The 17,755-nt window shown below is 43.2% G+C and carries 10 protein-coding genes; 8 read left to right on the top strand and 2 right to left on the bottom strand.

Going from position 1 to position 17,755, the window contains the following annotated elements; genetic code table 11:
* Nucleotides 1–4: 4 nt before the first annotated feature.
* Both OCU28_RS05795 and OCU28_RS05790 read right to left on the bottom strand, forming a co-directional pair.
* Nucleotides 5–2,647, bottom strand: coding sequence for a PqiB family protein (locus OCU28_RS05795; RefSeq protein WP_261817382.1), 2,643 nt, complete (start codon nucleotides 2,645–2,647; stop codon nucleotides 5–7).
* Nucleotides 2,644–3,894: a paraquat-inducible protein A gene (locus OCU28_RS05790; RefSeq protein ID WP_261817381.1), complete on the bottom strand. Its 1,251-nt coding sequence runs from the start codon at nucleotides 3,892–3,894 to the stop codon at nucleotides 2,644–2,646. The genes OCU28_RS05795 and OCU28_RS05790 overlap by 4 nt, the downstream gene beginning before the upstream one ends.
* Before the next feature lie 156 nt (nucleotides 3,895–4,050).
* On the opposite strand from OCU28_RS05790, the gene OCU28_RS05785 reads away from it, so the two are divergent.
* The 8 genes from OCU28_RS05785 (at nucleotide 4,051) to OCU28_RS05750 (ending at nucleotide 17,685) form a co-directional block, all read left to right on the top strand.
* On the top strand, nucleotides 4,051–4,524 hold the full coding sequence (locus OCU28_RS05785; protein ID WP_261817380.1) for a GAF domain-containing protein: 474 nt from the start codon (nucleotides 4,051–4,053) through the stop codon (nucleotides 4,522–4,524).
* Between the two features lie 101 nt (nucleotides 4,525–4,625).
* Nucleotides 4,626–5,252, top strand: coding sequence for an RNA chaperone ProQ (proQ, locus tag OCU28_RS05780; RefSeq protein WP_261817379.1), 627 nt, complete (start codon nucleotides 4,626–4,628; stop codon nucleotides 5,250–5,252).
* An 18-nt stretch (nucleotides 5,253–5,270) separates the two neighbouring features.
* Nucleotides 5,271–7,274 carry a carboxy terminal-processing peptidase gene (gene prc / locus OCU28_RS05775; protein ID WP_261817378.1) on the top strand — a complete coding sequence of 668 codons (2,004 nt, stop codon included), beginning with the start codon at nucleotides 5,271–5,273 and terminating at the stop codon, nucleotides 7,272–7,274.
* Nucleotides 7,275–7,461: 187 nt separating this feature from the next.
* Entirely contained in the window at nucleotides 7,462–8,115 is a 654-nt protein-coding gene (locus OCU28_RS05770) for a hypothetical protein (RefSeq protein WP_261817377.1), read from the top strand.
* 134 nt (nucleotides 8,116–8,249) lie between these two features.
* Complete coding sequence (gene pepN, locus OCU28_RS05765; RefSeq protein ID WP_261817376.1) at nucleotides 8,250–10,853, top strand: aminopeptidase N; 2,604 nt, start codon at nucleotides 8,250–8,252, stop codon at nucleotides 10,851–10,853.
* A 222-nt stretch (nucleotides 10,854–11,075) separates the two neighbouring features.
* The gene (locus tag OCU28_RS05760; RefSeq protein ID WP_261817375.1) at nucleotides 11,076–15,923 is read left to right on the top strand and encodes an NAD-glutamate dehydrogenase; all 4,848 of its coding nucleotides are present in this window, start codon (nucleotides 11,076–11,078) and stop codon (nucleotides 15,921–15,923) included.
* 46 nt (nucleotides 15,924–15,969) lie between these two features.
* Nucleotides 15,970–16,980 carry a quinone-dependent dihydroorotate dehydrogenase gene (gene pyrD, locus OCU28_RS05755; protein ID WP_261817374.1) on the top strand — a complete coding sequence of 337 codons (1,011 nt, stop codon included), beginning with the start codon at nucleotides 15,970–15,972 and terminating at the stop codon, nucleotides 16,978–16,980.
* A 162-nt stretch (nucleotides 16,981–17,142) separates the two neighbouring features.
* A complete protein-coding gene (locus tag OCU28_RS05750) occupies nucleotides 17,143–17,685 on the top strand; it encodes a cell division protein ZapC (protein WP_261817373.1) in 543 nt (180 codons plus the stop codon).
* The last annotated feature ends 70 nt before the right edge of the window (nucleotides 17,686–17,755 follow it).

The raw sequence follows: 17,755 nt of genomic DNA, 5'->3' as shown, positions 1-17,755 counted from the left end.
TTGGTTAATCTTTAGGTATTGCGGTGCGCCATTCTAACCATGTCGGATCAGCTTGTTTATACAAATAGAACGCACGCCCATCTTTGGCGATAGGTGTAAGCTTGGTATCCTCAGGCGTTGCAAAGGCGATCCCCCCCCGAAGAATACTTTCGACCGTACCTGATTTTACATTAGCTCCGCTTAGGCCAAAGGAGACGTCAAGTCCAGATACGTTCCAAAATAGGGTGTTTTCTCTGATCAAATACGCGTAATCAGGGCTTACCTGAGCCGTAACAATGACGCGATCAGCAAGCTCACCTAGACGCACATCGCTCACGTGTCCAACCTCTATTTCGCGATACAATATCGGCGTACCTACCGAGACTGAACCCTTAGATTTGGCCTGTAGATAGAAATTGACCCCTCCAGATTGTGGCTTGGACTGGGCTAGAGAAAAGCGGGTCTGTGTATTGCCCTTATTCGATGGTTGCACCTCAATCGTTGGCACAATCGCACTGGCGAGATTCTTTATTCCCTTTAATCCTATCTCAGGTGTAACAAGCCAAAATTTGGCGCCAGCTTTGGCAATCTTGTTTGAATATTGCGGGTAAATGCGTGCCTCAATTTCGACTTGAGAGTGAGTGAATACGGGCTGAACCTGTGTTACCTCACCAACGTTAACCCCTTTATAGGTAATCGCAGTGCCTGTGGTAACGCCATTAGCTTGGGTGGCGGTAAGCGTGATGGATTTACCATATTGCTGGGCTGAGGTTTTATCAGGGTATAGTTTGAAATTACTCCCTGACTTATTTGCCACACCTGCAATGGTATCAAAAGCGATGCCGCCATTAATAACGCGAGACAAGGGCTGAGCCGAAACCTTGATTCCCGATAAACTGGCATCGACTTTAATGCCGGAATGATTCCAAAACACTGTATTTTTATTGAGTAAGTGGGTGAACTGCCCCTCAATTAACACCTTAACCACCATACCTGACACATCAAGCTTGTAACTTATGACCTGGCCAACGGGCAGGTTGCGGTAATACAGTGGAGAGCCTATAGCAACCGGAGGGAGATCGTTAGCAATCAAACTAATAATTTGCTTGTTGTTGCTAGAGTCTTGTGCCAGCTTCGCAAGTTGCTCACTAGAATACAGTGGGTACTGTTTTAATACCTGTTTAGTACCCGTGCTATAAAAGCTAATACTGCCAGTTAATAGATTAGCAATGGGGGGGATTTTGACGTCAACGCCGCTAGGAGCCAGTTGTGCTGAGACGGTTGATGATATAAAAAACTTATTTTGTGAGCGGATCAGATAACGGTAAGGGGCATCAATAAGTAGGTTTATTTTTACGCCGTGCTTAGTAAGTTGTGACGACGTCACTTTACCTACGGTAATTCCCCGGTACAACACCGATGCGTCTGCTTCCAGGCCATAGCTTTGGTCAGCCAAAAGCGAGATAGCGAGTTTACTGTTGTCTAATGTATTGAGTTTATCTTGTTTGATAGCCTTGAAGTTTCTGGTCGCTTCGCCGTCTCCAGGTAAGAGAGTTAAAAAATTACCTCGAACCAAATTGGAGAGGTTATCAACCTTACTCAAAGATAATGTCGGTTCTTCGAGTAGAAACTGAGCGCCAGTAGTCAACATTTCCTGATAGGCAGGCTCTACCGTTGCTTGGGCAATAATATCTTTTTTATCTTTGCTTAATTGGACCGCCGTTATCTGTCCAATTTCAATCCCGCGATAAACCAAGGGTGCGCCGCTGGGATTAATTTTATTGTGGTCGGGCAGCGCTATGGTGATAGGGATACCACGGCCTGCGGTCGCGAGATTAGGGTAGAGCTTAAACTCAGTGTCCGGCGCCACCTTATGCCCTTGAGCGGGTGAATCAACGGCAATTCCGCCACCAACAAGCGCTGATAGGCTTTCTAGATTTACGTCAACTCCATCAAAACCAACACGAGCATTAATCCCTGACACATTCCAAAAACGGCTTTCACTGGTGATGATATTGTCGTATTCCTCGTCGATATAGGCCCTTAAAATGACAGATTTTCCGTCTTTGTCTAAATCAAAGCTATAGATCTCACCAATTGGGATTTTACGAAACAATATCTTAGACCCAATATTAACTGAGCCTAAATCTTTACTGCGCAGTGTTAAGCGTAATCCATTGGGGTTGGAACTGTGTAAGTCCTGTGGTGCTTTGCTTAGCGCTTGAAATACCTTCGGCCAGTTTTTTGATTTACGAGTCGCACTTTGAATGGCGATATAGTTGCCTGAGACCAAGGCATCCAATCCTGATACCCCTGATAGACTAGCAGTAGGCTTAACTAACCAAAACTTTGTATCTTTACCCAACAACTGTATTGCATCGCGAGATACCTCAGCATCGACGTAGATACCTTTGAGATCTTTAGCAAGCTCAAGTTTTTTAACCATACCTACTTCTAGACCTTGGTATCTTAGGGTAGTACGGCCGGCAATGAGACCTTGAGCGTTAGGGAAATGGATACGAACCATTTGCCCTGATTCATTTACACTTTTAAATAGCAGCCACGCACCCAGTAGCAAGGCCAAGATAGGAAGCGCCCATAAAGGTGAGAGGCCAGTGGCTCGCTTAATGTCAGGTTTAGGTGGTGTATGAATATTCTGTTCTGTCATTTCTCATTCTTATTCGAGTAGTTTTTCCAGATTAACTTGGAATCAAGGGTTTCTGCGGCAAACATGGTAAACACCACCACCACACCAAACGCCACCGCGCCATATCCAGGAGTAAAGTTAAGTATCTGGCCTCTATCGACCAAGGTTAACATGATAGCCATAACAAAGATGTCTACCATTGACCATTTCCCAATCCATTTAACTATATAAAACAACATCATACGTTGTCGATGATAGACGGTTCTTTTAAAGTGAATACAAAGTAATAAATACAAAATGCCAAGTATCTTAGCCACGGGTACCACGATACTGGCAACAAAAATAACAATGGCAATTGCGACCATATCACTATTAACCAGTGAAATAACACCAGAAAATATGGTGTCTTCTATGCGAGCACCATTGGCATACAAAATAGATATAGGGATGACATTCGCCGGTATTAATGCCAGCGCAGCCACAATAATTAATGCCCATGTTGCTTGAATTGATCGGGAATCATTCTGAGTAAGGCTACTATTGCATCGTTGACATCGAGAGCCCGTATTTTGTGGTAAATGACAGTGTGGGCAGTCAGCAATACCTTGCTCAATATTTAGCGGTTGCTGACGTAAGGTTTGTGTTTGTCTATCCCACTTCTTCCAATAGCGGCGAGGACTGACCCGCATTACCAATATTAAACACACAAATTGCAATACCACCAATATCGGAATACCGATACCAAAGATCAAGTCACTATAGTCCCTGAGTTTGATACAGCAAATAACGATACTCACAATGTAGACATCTATCATCATCCAATGTTTTAGATGATGTACCCCAAACATACTCCAACGCATCAATGGAAAGTTCGTTGTTTTAAGAGCAAAATTTGCCATTAGTACGCAACTACAATGTAGGAGTGGCACCAGAAAACCGCACAGTAGTACCAATATGGCAACAAAGAGGTAGCCTTCGTCATTGAGTAGTCGTACACCATCTAATACGGTTGCCGGTATCACCTCTCCAACCAATCGAATAGATAAGAAAGGGTAGATGATAACAGGGATAAAAAGCATTAATGCACTGATCGCCAGCGCTATGTCACCAGAAAAAGAATGTCGAGCACCTCGGTAGAGTTGAGTCGAACAGCGCGGGCAATAGGCATTTTGTTTGTTTTCAAGTTTAAGGTGCTGTACCGCCATCCCACAGCCTTGGCATAACCTAAGTGCATTTTGTGGGATGTTGGGGGTAATGGTGCTATACATTTATGCCTACTTCTTGCAGTAACTTGAGATTACTTGGTTATTTAGGGTACATTCAAAGACTAAGCGTAGCCAGTCGTGGTTAATCCTGCATTTTGTAGAGGCAACTGTATAGGCTTATACATGATTTAGTTACAAAAAGTATAATGGAGATTAAGTTTGAAGCTGTCCGACTATCATAGAGTTAGCCTACAAATTGAGGCGTTAATAACGGGAGAACCCGATATTATTGCAAATCTGTCTAATATTAGTGCCGTGTTGGCGATGGAGTTAGAGGCGATTAATTGGGTCGGTTTTTATCTTACCCAAGGGGATGAATTAGTATTAGGGCCGTTCCAAGGTAAACCCGCTTGTGTGCGTATTACATGGGGGAAAGGTGTCTGTGGTACAGCGGCGGCAACCAATACAGTGCAACGCATTGCGGATGTTCATCAGTTCGAAGGACATATCGCTTGTGATGCAGCAAGTAACTCAGAAATAGTTATTCCATTTGTAATTAATGGTAAAGTAGCTGGGGTATTGGATATTGATAGCCCAAATATAGGTCGTTTTAATGAAATTGATGAGCAAGGATTGACTTTAGTTATGGGAAAAGTCGAAGAATTGCTCAATACTCAAGCTAACTCGAACTAAAATGACGTTCGGGAGTGGTTTTTAAATCGCATCTCTTTATAATAACGCTCATAATTATTGATGAATAAACGCGGAAGGCCGCGTCTTAATCAGGAACCCGCATGGAAAACACCGAAAAACTAAAAACTACCAAAGAAGTGATTGCATATATTGCCGAATGCTTCCCTAAATGCTTTACTGTAGAAGGCGAAGCTAAACCACTGAAAATTGGTATTTTTCAAGATTTAGCACAGCGTTTAGACGAAGACACTAAAGTGAGTAAAACTCAACTACGCGCTGCGCTTCGCCAATATACGTCATCTTGGCGTTACCTGCATGGTGTTAAACCTGGTGCGGTTCGCGTTGATCTTGATGGCAATGCGTGTGGTGAACTAGAGCAAGAACATGTTGACCACGCTCAACAAGCGCTAGCGGAAAGCAAAGCTCGTGTTGCTGCTCGTCGTAAAGAGCAAGCAGATAAAGCACGTGAAGAGCAAAAAGCGAAACGTGCAAAAGCAAACAAAGTGCCGGCTCGTAAATCTAAGCCACGTGCTGAACAAAAACCAAAGGCGCCAGTAGAAACTCGTGCTCTAAACAGCGATGAAATTGCTGTAGGTAATAACGTTAACGTCAACATGGGTACCGGCAATTTGGCGGCTACGATTGTTGAAATCAACAAGGACGATGTGCGAGTGCAACTAAATAATGGCCTGCAAATGGTCGTTAAAGCGGAGCATCTTCGCGCTTAAAAGGAGTTTATCCTGCGAATGAAAATGCGTGCAAAGATAACGCTTATTGCAGCTAGCGTAATGCTAGCTGCTTCTGCAAATGCAGTAGAAGCAAAACTTTCTCTAAATAACCTGCCAACCTTGACTCCTGAGGTTCAGCATCAAACTTCGGCAAAGCGTGTTACATCACGTTTTACTCGATCACACTATAAGCAGTTTAAACTCGATGATAAGTTCTCTGAGCATATCTTTGACCGCTACTTAAACATGTTGGATTACAATCATAATTTGTTTACTCAAAGTGAAGTCGATGGCTTTGCACAGTGGCGAGTTGGATTGGATGATGCGCTAAAAACTGGCGATAACAGTATTGCATTCAAGCTTTATAATGAATCGATGCGTAAGCGTTTTGAACGCTTTAGTTATGCACTTTCTCTTCTTGATCATGAAATGAAATTCGATGCGGATGAATCGATTGAGCTAGATCGAAGCAAGGCCGCTTGGCCTAAGTCTAAGGCTGAGATTGATGAGTTATGGCGTAAACGTGTTAAATATGACGCGTTAAACCTTGCGTTAACTGATAAAAAATGGCCTGAAATAAAAGAGATACTAGAAAAGCGTTACAACAGTGCTATGAAGCGTATCTCTCAAACAGAAAGTGAAGATGTATTCCAGCTTTATATGAATGCCTTTTCTCGTTCGGTTGATCCACATACCAGCTATTTATCACCACGTAGCGCGGATAACTTCCAATCAGAGATGAACCTTTCTTTAGAGGGTATCGGTGCTGTGTTACAGATGACTGACGATTACACTGTCATTCGTTCGTTGGTAGCCGGTGGCCCTGCGGCCAAAAGTAAATCCTTGAATGATGGCGATCGCATTATCGGTGTTGGTCAAGAAGATAGTGATATCGTTGATGTTATCGGCTGGCGTTTAGATGATGTTGTTGACCTTATTAAGGGGCCTAAAGGTTCTAAGGTTATTTTGCAAATCTTACCTGAAGGTAAGGATGCGAAAAGCAAAACGGTCACTATTGTGCGTGACAAGGTTCGCCTTGAGGACCGCGCCGTAAAATCGGAAGTAATAGAGAAAGACGGTCATAAATTTGGTGTCCTTGAAGTACCTAGCTTCTATGTTGGGTTATCGAAAGATACAGACAAACTTATTACTGAACTTAAGCTGCAAAAAGTAGATGGTATTATTGTTGACTTGCGCAACAACGGTGGCGGCGCTTTATCTGAAGCTACGGCACTGTCTGGTTTATTTATAACCAGTGGTCCTGTGGTGCAAGTCCGTGATAGCTATGGTCGGGTCAATATTAATACCGACACCGGCAATGAAATCAGTTATGACGGCCCACTGACGGTATTGGTAAATCGTTATAGTGCCTCTGCATCAGAGATCTTTGCGGCAGCAATGCAAGACTATGGTCGTGCAATTATTTTAGGTGAAAACTCATTTGGTAAGGGTACGGTTCAACAACACCGTTCTTTGAACCATATTTACGACTTGTTCGATAAAGAGTTAGGCTACGTTCAATACACGATTCAGAAGTTTTATCGTATCAATGGCGGCAGTACCCAGAATAAAGGGGTCATCCCCGATATTAGCTATCCGACAGCAATAAACCCTGAAGATACCGGTGAGAGTGTTGAAGACAATGCATTGCCTTGGGATAGTATTGAGGCGGCGCCATATAAGATTTATCAAGATGAGAGCAAGCTGATTACTGAGTTAACCGCCCAGCATAAAGCTCGCGTAGCGAAAGATATTGAGTTTGGCTTTATTCGAGATGATATTGAACGCTACAAGCAAGACAAAGACAACAACGAACTGTCTTTGAATCGAGCGGTACGCGAACAGGAATCTAACGATAGAGAGGCGTTGAACCTTAAACGCATTAATCAGCGCCAGGTTGAGCACGGTGACAAACCGTATAAAACCCTCGATGATGTGCCAAAGGATTATCAAGCACCAGACGCTTATCTAGATGAGTCAGTATCTATCATGGTTGATATGCTTAGTGATACCAAACAATAGCTTATTGTTTGTATGAGCAGATGGTAATGACTAAAGCCTTGCGCGTTTCGCGCAAGGCTTTTTTATTGTGCTTGATTGGCACTAGATTAAAACTGAGTCATTGAAAATGTGATACTGATCAACTTTCTCGCATTATCGTATAACCCTAACTAAGCTTTTATTGGTGATGTGTTTTGGGGGAGTAGTTATGCGGGCCTTATTGATTATAGTAAGCTTACTGATTGCTTCGTTTAGTGGTTATGCGCAGCAAAAAAACAAACCGCAATTTGAATATCCATTTTTACTGGGAGAATGGTACGTAAAAAATCCAAGCCCAGACCAAAATAGTGGATTTCGCGCAATAAAAATAAAGTTCGATTCTAACTACATTTTTCAGATTGACGTGCAGAAAATTGACTATTCATTGGAGCGTTGGCAGGGGATATATAATGCCAATGCTGACACCTTAGTCTTGGGATTAAACACGGCCACACCACAGATATACGCCTACCAAACCACCCATAACAAGCTCAACCTCAATGGAATTACATTTGTTAAATCCCTAAGTCGTCCGCTAGCTGGAATGTGGTCTAGTACGTCATTGTCCGGGGCGGACATTCTGGCGAGCAAAGTTGCGAGGCTTGACCTTATCTTACAACCTGATTTTATCTTTATGTTTAGGGTTAGTGGAGAAGGAGGGGCTGAGAGTATTAAACGCGGTGTTTATTATGTGGAGAACAACAGGCTAGTACTGCTTTATGACGATGGAGAAACCGCATCACATTATTCCTTGGTTGAAGATAAACTGACGCTGTATGGTCAAGGTGTTGATATGCAGGCTGAACTTGCTCGGATAAGGTAAAGTAAGTTTTCAGGTAAGTATTGGCTAGCGGTTAACTGTTTGCACATTATTTGGGCTTTCTAACTTGTATTTTTATTAAGAAACAGGGAATCTAGCAACAGAGACTATTCAACGTTATATCACAAGGAAATGGAATGAAAGACGCCTCGCCAATCCAACCTACAGCTAAATATCGTAAAGATTATGCTGCACCTTCATACACCATCACTTCAGTAGATCTGCGTTTCAATTTACATGAAACAGCCACTCAAGTTATCGCAACTTCTCAGCTCAAAGCTCTAGGATGTGATGATACACTCGAGTTACAAGGAGAGCAGTTGGTACTAAAAGGTATTACTGTGAATGGTAGCCAGTGGAGTGATTATGAAGAGAAGGAAGGCGCACTTATTCTTTCCAATCTTCCTACGGAGTTCGAACTTGTAATCACTACCGAGACTAACCCTAAAGCCAATACGGCGTTAGAAGGGTTATATATGTCGGGCGGTGCATTCTGTACTCAATGTGAAGCGGAAGGCTTTAGACGCATCACCTATTTCTTAGATCGACCAGATGTACTAGCAAAGTACACTACCACGGTTGAAGCAGACAAAGCGGCGTTTCCTTTCTTGTTGAGTAATGGTAATAAGATTGCCCAAGGGGACACAAGCAATGGTCGCCATTGGGTCACATGGCAAGACCCACACCCGAAACCAAGCTATCTGTTTGCCTTGGTTGCAGGGGATTTTGACCAATTAGTTGATACCTTCACTACACGCTCAGGCAACCAAGTTGCGCTGGAGATATTTGTAGATAAGGGCAACCTAAGCCGCGCTGAACACGCCATGCTTAGCCTTAAAAACTCAATGAAATGGGATGAAGAGCGATTCGGTCTAGAGTATGACCTTGATATCTACATGATTGTTGCGGTCGATTTCTTTAATATGGGCGCGATGGAAAACAAGGGTTTAAACGTATTCAACTCCAAGTTCGTATTAGCCGACCAAGATAGTGCGACTGATGCTGATTACCTTGGTATTGAAGCGGTTATTGGGCATGAGTATTTTCATAACTGGACCGGCAACCGCGTTACCTGTAGAGATTGGTTCCAACTTAGCCTCAAAGAAGGCTTAACCGTATTCCGCGACCAAGAGTTTTCAAGTGATCTTGGTTCACGTGCTGTTAATCGAGTGAATAATGTTAGTGTGATTCGTGGGCCGCAATTTGCTGAAGATGCAAGCCCGATGTCGCATCCGATTCGCCCAGAGAAAGTTATTGAAATGAATAACTTTTACACAGTAACCGTGTACGAAAAAGGCAGTGAAGTTATCCGTATGATTCACACCTTGTTAGGCGAATCTAAATTCCAAGCGGGTATTAAACTCTATTTTGAACGCCATGACGGTACCGCTGCAACCTGTGATGATTTTGTCGCAGCAATGCAAGATGCATCTGGGGTTGATCTTAGCCAATTTAAGCTATGGTATAGCCAGTCGGGTACACCAATTGTTACGGTTAAAGACCACTTTGATGAACAAGCTCAAACCTATTCGCTTACGATAGCGCAGCACACTCCTGAGACTGCGACACAAAAAGACAAGCAGCCGTTGCATATTCCATTTGATATTGAGCTTTATGATGATAAGGGCGATGTTGTGCCACTTATCATAAACGAAAAGCAACAGCCAAGCTTACTGCAGTTAACCCAAGCATCGCATACCTTCGTATTTGAGAATATCAAACATAAACCAACGCCGTCTCTACTGCGTGAGTTTACAGCGCCTGTTAAGCTTGAGTATGACTATACTGAAGCGCAATTAGTGTTACTAATGAAATGCGCCACTAACGAAGTCGCACGCTGGGATGCAACCCAATCTTTGATGGGACTGTATATCAAGCAGATGGTTGAGTCAGGTCAAACAGTTGCATTAAGTGACAAGGTGTTAGAGGCACTTAGAAGCATCCTTACCGATAAACAAGCAGATAAGGCATTAATTGCCGAAGCATTATTACCACCTCCATATAACGAAGTCTCAGGTTGGTATGAGCAGGTCGATGTGGATGCAATATTAACCGCACTGGATGCGTTGCGACTTGATATTGCAACTAATTTAGAGCCGCAACTTAAAGCCGTATATCTATCACTTTCGGCTCAACAGTACGATATTTCTCATCAAAGTATGGCGCGCAGAAAACTTCGTAATGTTTGTCTGCGCTACCTTTCACGCACGGGTAACTATGATGAGGAGATTAAGGCTCAATTTGAAAGCAGTGATAACATGACCGACAGCAGTGGTGCCTTGATTGCGGCAAATACTGAAACCGTTTCGGTACGTGAGCAATTGATGCAGGCATTTAGTGACAAATGGTCTGACAATGGCTTAGTGATGGATAAGTGGTTTGTTTTACAAGGACAGTACCCGAGTATACAAGCACTAGATAAGGTTAAGGCTGCTTTAGACCACAGTGCATTTAGTATGCAGAATCCAAATCGGGTACGTAACCTTATTGGTGGCTTTATCGGTAACCCTTATGCATTTCATGCAAAGGATGGTTCAGGCTACCGTTTTACCGGTGAAATGCTGGCAAAACTTAATGAGAGTAACCCTCAAGTCGCATCACGCCTGATTGATCCATTATTGAAGTTCGCTCGTTATGATGATCAGCGTAAGGCATTGATGAAAAAAGAATTGGAGACCTTGCGCGGCAATCCAAACCTGGCTAGAGATTTATTTGAAAAAGTAGAAGCTGCTCTCAAATAGGGCACTTTTTAGTCATTAAGGCTTGGTGGTGACCAAGCCTTTTTTCATAGTATTTTATAGAAAGAAGAAGGTTTATTAACAGGAGCTTCACATATATAGAATTTTATTAATAAATGTGAGCGGCGTGTCTTAACATACAAGAAATAAACGCCTTACAATACGTGCAACAGACACCATTGTCTGCCCATACTTAGAACAATAAAATCTAGATGGAGTGTTCCTATGAACGCACGTGAGCCCCTAGTTCCAGTCCTACTTGAAAAAGTATATCTTTTGATCCAAGACAAGGTTGCCAAAGAGCATCAAGTCGTTGTGACTCAACTTGCAAAGCACCTTTTTAGCCACATCTCTCATGACGATCTTGTATCACGTAATGAATCTGATCTTTATGGAGCCGTTGTCAGCCTATGGCAACATATGAAAGAAACACCTCTTCAACAGCTTTCGGTCAGAGTATTTAATCCCTCACTAAGCCGTAATGGTTGGCAATCAACCCATACCATTGTTGAAATCATATTAAAAGACAGCCCATTCTTAGTTGATTCAATCAAGATGACCTTGTCGCGCTTAGGTCTATCGAGTCATGTCATGTTACATGGTCCTGCACGTGTGAGTTTAAATAAGCAGGGTAAGATTCAGGAGATCAATAGTGATGATCTGAATGGCGAACTTTATTCGGTGTTTCATATAGAGGTCGATAGGTTAAGCAGTAAACAACAGATGCAACAGTTGGAAAACGAGCTGATTAGTGTGCTGCAAGACGTGCGGGCGGTGGTTGACGATTGGCAGCCAATGGCGAACACCCTAAAAAATGTTGTAAGCCAAGTAGAAGCACTACAGAAAACACCAAATTTAGACCAAGACCATATTAAGGAGTCTATCGATTTTCTGAACTGGATAGCCAACCATAATTTTACTTTTATGGGATACAAGGAATATCGCTTAGTCGAACAGGATAACGACAGTGTTTTAGAGCCTACCTCAGAGAAGGGGCTCGGTTTACTCGCGGACCCAAGCCGTGTACGGGCGACCAAGCTCAGCCAATTCTCCGAATCGGCTCGCAGAGAGGCCACCAAACCCTATGTCTTGATCCTTACCAAAGGCAATCGCCCATCGCGAATCCATAGACCGGCATACAATGACTACATCGGCGTAAAGATCTTTGATAAGGCTGGTAAGGTTATTGGCGAGCATCGATTTACTGGGCTTTATACCTCGGCTGTGTACAACCAAAGTGTTGAACGCATTCCTTTAGTACGTAACAAGGTGTCTAGGATCTTAGACAATAGCGGTTATTTAGATGGCTCCTATGCGTTTAAGGCTTTACACAATATTCTAGAAACCTACCCAAGGGATGAGTTACTACAAGCAGATGAAGAAGAACTGCTGCACACAGGGATTGGCGTTGTTCAGATGCAAGATAGGGATCTAATACGTCTATTTGTACGTAAAGACCCATTTGGCCGCTTTCTAAGCTGCATGGTTTATGTCACTAAAGACAGATATAACACCCAATTACGCCGTCAAACCCAACGCATCTTTAAGCGTGTATTTAATACAGATAAAGAGGTGGAATTTACCACCTATTTTTCAGAGAGCCCTTTGGCGCGTACCCATTACATCGTTCGTATCGAAGATAGTCACCTAGATTTTGATGTCAAAGCGATTGAACAAAATCTTATGGAGGTCTCATCTACGTGGAGTGACAGGCTAAAACAAGCCATAGTGACAAACCTTGGTGAAAGTCAGGGGCTGGCGATTGCCAAAAATTACAGCGAAGCATTTCCACGCTCTTATCATGAAGCTGTGCTACCCAATTCAGCCGTTACCGATATAGAAAAGCTGCAATCCTTAGACAATAATCAACGCCTTGGAATGCTATTTTACCGCCCCCAAGAAGAGCTTGTCGAAAGTAAAGTCGTTCATCTAAAGCTATATCATAAAGACACCCCAATCCATCTTTCGGATGTGATGCCGATGCTGGAAAACTTTGATCTTAGGGTTATAGGTGAATCCCCTTATCAGGTGACAACGGCCGATGGGAATACATACTGGATTCTTGATTTCTCTATGCTACATAAAGGCAGCAATGCAGTTGACTTTAATAAAGCTCGAGACCGTTTTCAGCAGGCCTTTGCTGGCGTGTGGCAGAAGGAATATGAGAATGATGGTTTTAATCGATTGGTTCTTGGCGCGGGATTGAGCGGTAGAGAGGTAACGATACTGCGTGCCTATGCCAAATATATGCGTCAAGTTGGTTTCCCGTTTAGCCAAGAATATATTTACAGCACCTTAGCCTCTCATCCTAAGCTTGCCACTCAATTGGTGAGCCTGTTTATCAAGAGATTCTCACCAAAGCACGGCGGGGAAGAGAGTGCGCAAGTTAAGGTTATCGAACAGATCAACACTCAGCTTGATAAAGTAGAGAGCCTGGATGATGACCGCATTGTTAGACGTTATGTTGAGATGATACGTGCGACTTTGCGAACCAATTACTATCAAACTACAGATAACGGCAGCTATAAATCTTGCCTAGCACTCAAGCTATCACCGAAACAGATACCTGAGATCCCACAACCGGTGCCGCAATTTGAGATGTTTGTGTATGCGACCGACGTTGAAGGCGTGCATCTGCGAGGTGGAAAGGTAGCAAGAGGGGGCCTGCGTTGGTCAGACCGATTTGAAGACTACCGTACCGAGATCCTAGGTTTAGTTAAGGCGCAACAGGTCAAGAATACTGTAATCCTACCCGTTGGTGCAAAAGGAGGTTTTGTTTGTAAGAACCAGCACCTATTTACCAGTCGCGATGAGATCTTCGCGGAAGGACAGCGATGCTATAGACGCTTTATCAGTTCATTACTAGATGTGGCGGATAATATTATAGAGGGGCAGATTATTGTTCCTCAACAAGTAATACGCCACGATGATGATGACCCATACTTCGTAGTAGCGGCAGATAAGGGTACTGCTACCTTTTCTGATATCGCTAACAGTGTATCTGCTGATTATAACTTTTGGCTTGGCGATGCATTTGCGTCAGGTGGCTCAAATGGTTATGACCACAAAGTTATGGGGATAACGGCTAAAGGGGGATGGGAATCTGTAAAACGACACTTTCGTGAGGTCGGAGTAGATTGTCAAACTACCGATTTTACCGTAATCGGTATCGGTGACATGGCCGGTGATGTCTTTGGTAACGGTATGCTGTTATCCAAACATACGCGCCTGCAGGCTGCGTTTAATCATTTACACATATTTATTGACCCTAAACCAGAGGCAAAGTCCTCTTATGTTGAACGGGAGCGATTGTTTAATACACCTCGAACTGGATGGGAGGATTATGACAAGTCCTTGATTTCAAAGGGGGGAGGTGTGTTCTCCCGTAAAGCTAAATCAGTGACGTTGTCACCTGAAATCAAAAAAATGCTGGGCACTGATGCCACCACCATGACCCCAAATGAACTGATAAAACAGCTGCTATGTATGGAAGTGGACTTGTTATGGAATGGGGGGATTGGCACCTATGTTAAGTCCTCAAAAGAGAGCGATTCTGATGTGGGCGACAGAGCCAATGACGCCCTGCGTATCAATGGTAACCAATTGAAGGCGAAGATCGTCGGTGAAGGTGGAAACCTTGGGTTAACCCAGTTAGGACGAATAGAGTACGCACTTAACGGCGGGCGAGTGAACACCGATTTTGTTGATAATGTTGGTGGAGTAGATAGCTCAGACAATGAAGTAAATATTAAGATCCTACTCAATTCAGTTGTTGCTAATGGTGATCTTACCTTTAAAAAGCGTAACCAACTTCTTAACGCGATGGAAAGCCAGGTATCGAATATCGTACTGCAAGACGCCTACCGACAATCAGAGTCGATATCGGTGTCTGAAGCGCAGGGTGTTGCGGGCGTAAAAGAGCAACTTCGCTTTATTCACACTTTGGAGAAAGGTGGCCATCTTGATAGGCAGCTTGAATATATTCCTGATGATGAACAGCTTTTGGAGCGTGAAAAGCAAGGTAAAGCATTAACCAGACCGGAGCTATCGGTGCTGGTGGCTTATGCAAAAATGCAGCTCAAAGAGCAGTTAGCGGTTGACTCAATCAGCAACGATAGCCACCACACTCATTTGCTAATTAATTACTTCCCTAGTGAGTTACGTGGTAACTTTGAAAGAGAGATATATCAATATCCTTTACGCAAAGAATTGATCGCGACAGTACTAGCAAATGACATTGTCAATGAAATGGGGTGCAATTTCGTTACTCGTCTGCAAGAAGAAACCGGTGCCAATGTTGTCGATATTGCTAACGCATATACAGCATCTAAGGTGTTGTTTAAGTTAGATAAAACCTTTGATGACATTCGTTCTCATGACAATCGCCTACCATCATCGGTGCAATATGAATTGATGTTTGCTCTTCGCAGAACCTCGCGCCGTTTAACGCGTTGGATGCTACGCAACCGCTCTCAAAAATGCAGCGTGTCTGAGCTGGTGGAACGCTTTGAAACGGATATTAGGATAGTAGTGGAAAAGCTGGATGAGTTGCTTGTACAAGAGGAAGTCATTCAGCATGAACAACAGGCAAATGGATGGATTGAGCAGGGCGTAGATAGTCGTGTTGCAAATTATATTGCTCGATTATCGAGTCTGTATTGTTGCTATGATATTTCTAACGCTGCGAAGGAATGTGGTACCTCTGTTGAGCAAACCGCAAAACTCTATTTCCATCTCGGCGATAAGTTATCCCTGCATTGGTTCTTATGGCAGATCAATAACCAAGTTGTTGATAACCACTGGCAAGCGCTGGCTAGAGCTGCCTTTAGAGAGGATCTCGATTGGCAACAACGTCAATTGACGATTCAGGTATTGCAGTGCGGATGCAGTGAAGGGAATGATAGCGTCGAGCAAACAATAGAGAACTGGATGCACATCAACAAAGAAGCTCTATCTCGCTGGGAGAATACTTTAAAGGAGTTTAAGGTGGGTAAGGTGCATGAATTTGCGAAATTTTCAGTCGCATTACGCGAACTCATGCTTTTAAACTTGAATTGTGAAGCAACTAAGTAAATAATAACGCCCCGTTTACTCGGGGCTTTTTATTATCGGAGGCACAATGCTCTACCGTCTTGCCAGGACTGGCTTATTTCAATTCGACGCAGAAACAGCGCACGATCTCGCGATCAAATATCTTCCTAAAATGACAGGCACGCCGCTTGATCTATTTTACCGTCAGCGACTCCCAAACCGTCCAGTTGAATGCATGGGCATTACATTTAAAAACCCAGTTGGATTGGCCGCAGGCCTAGACAAAAACGCAGAGTGTATTGAAGCATTCGGCGCAATGGGCTTTGGTTATATCGAAGTGGGTACCGTTACTCCACGCCCACAACCTGGCAACGATAAGCCACGTATGTTCCGCTTGCTTGAAGCTGATGGTTTGATTAACCGTATGGGCTTTAACAACCTTGGGGTTGATGCATTAGTTGAGAATGTAAAAAAATCGACCTATGACGGTGTCATAGGTATCAATATTGGTAAAAACAAAGACACTCCTATAGAACAGGGCAATAGTGACTACCTGATCTGTATGGAAAAGGTTTATCAATACGCAGGTTATATTGCGGTGAATATATCTTCACCAAATACTCCGGATCTTCGTACGCTGCAATATGGTGATGCATTAGATTCGTTGCTTGGTGAACTTAAGGCTAAACAAACTGAACTTAATAAGTTACACGGTAACTATGTACCGTTGGCACTTAAGATTGCTCCAGACCTAACGGATGATGAAATCAGCCAAATTTGTCAGTCGTTACTAAAACACAACATTGATGGTGTTATTGCGACCAATACCACATTAGATCGTAGTGTGGTTGAGGGGATGAAACATGCGAATGAGACTGGTGGCTTAAGTGGTCGTCCTGTACAACTACGCAGCACCGAAGTAGTTCAGAAACTGTATCAAGAATTGGGAGAAGAGATCCCTATAATTGGTGTTGGCGGTATTGATTCTTACGTTTCAGCAAAAGAAAAGATGCAAGCCGGTGCCAAATTGGTTCAAGTTTATTCTGGCTTTATTTTCCATGGTCCAAAGCTGGTTAAAGATATCGTGAAAAATCTTTAATTATGTAATTGAATAAACCTAGGAATTTAAATAAAGAGGGGATCTGTTTCCCCTTTTTTTTTCGCCTGCTGTTTGTAGAATTATTCAAAAGTAACGTGAACCTCATATCGAGAGGGAGCTGTAACGTCTTACTTTGATTGGAATCTGAGACGGGGCGAAGGTATGCTGAAATTAAGCGACACATGGAATTGGTATTATGACGAGGAGCAATCCTCATTGATGCTCGAGATTAGCAAGGAAATGGTTTTCCGTGCTAATTTGTCACGTAAGGTATTGATTGAGTCTGCATTTCAACCTCAACCGTTCTCCGTAGAGGATGCCCACCTATATGAATTCTTTCAAGCATCTGTGAAAGGGCTTGATATTTCAGTACCGCGTCAGTCGGAACTGATTCTAAAAGCGGTTACAGTTAAACGCTTCCATAAGCCGGTTCAACCTAAGAGTTGGTTCTTTGATTCGTACGGCGAAGGCTATGACCCAGAAGAAGGGGAGATAGTCGAGCTTAGCAATGGCTATAACAGTGGCATATTCATGGTTGTAGAGGCTTCTGAGTGTGCCAGTATTGTGGTCTCTGTTAATCTTGATGCTTTCTATTTGTCAGAAGGCAAATGCCTCACCTTTGGACACCCGATAAAGGTTATGCATGATAGGATGCGCCCTGTAAATAGTATATATACTCACGCAAATATTAAGATGGTGTCGTAACAACGGCCTATCAATCAACTTTTAAAAGCCGCCTTTGGTAATCCCAAAGGCGGCTTTTTTATTGCCTAAG

Source organism: Vibrio gallicus (genome assembly GCF_024346875.1).
Lineage (GTDB): Bacteria > Pseudomonadota > Gammaproteobacteria > Enterobacterales > Vibrionaceae > Vibrio > Vibrio gallicus.
This window is presented reverse-complemented; position numbering and strand designations above follow the sequence as displayed.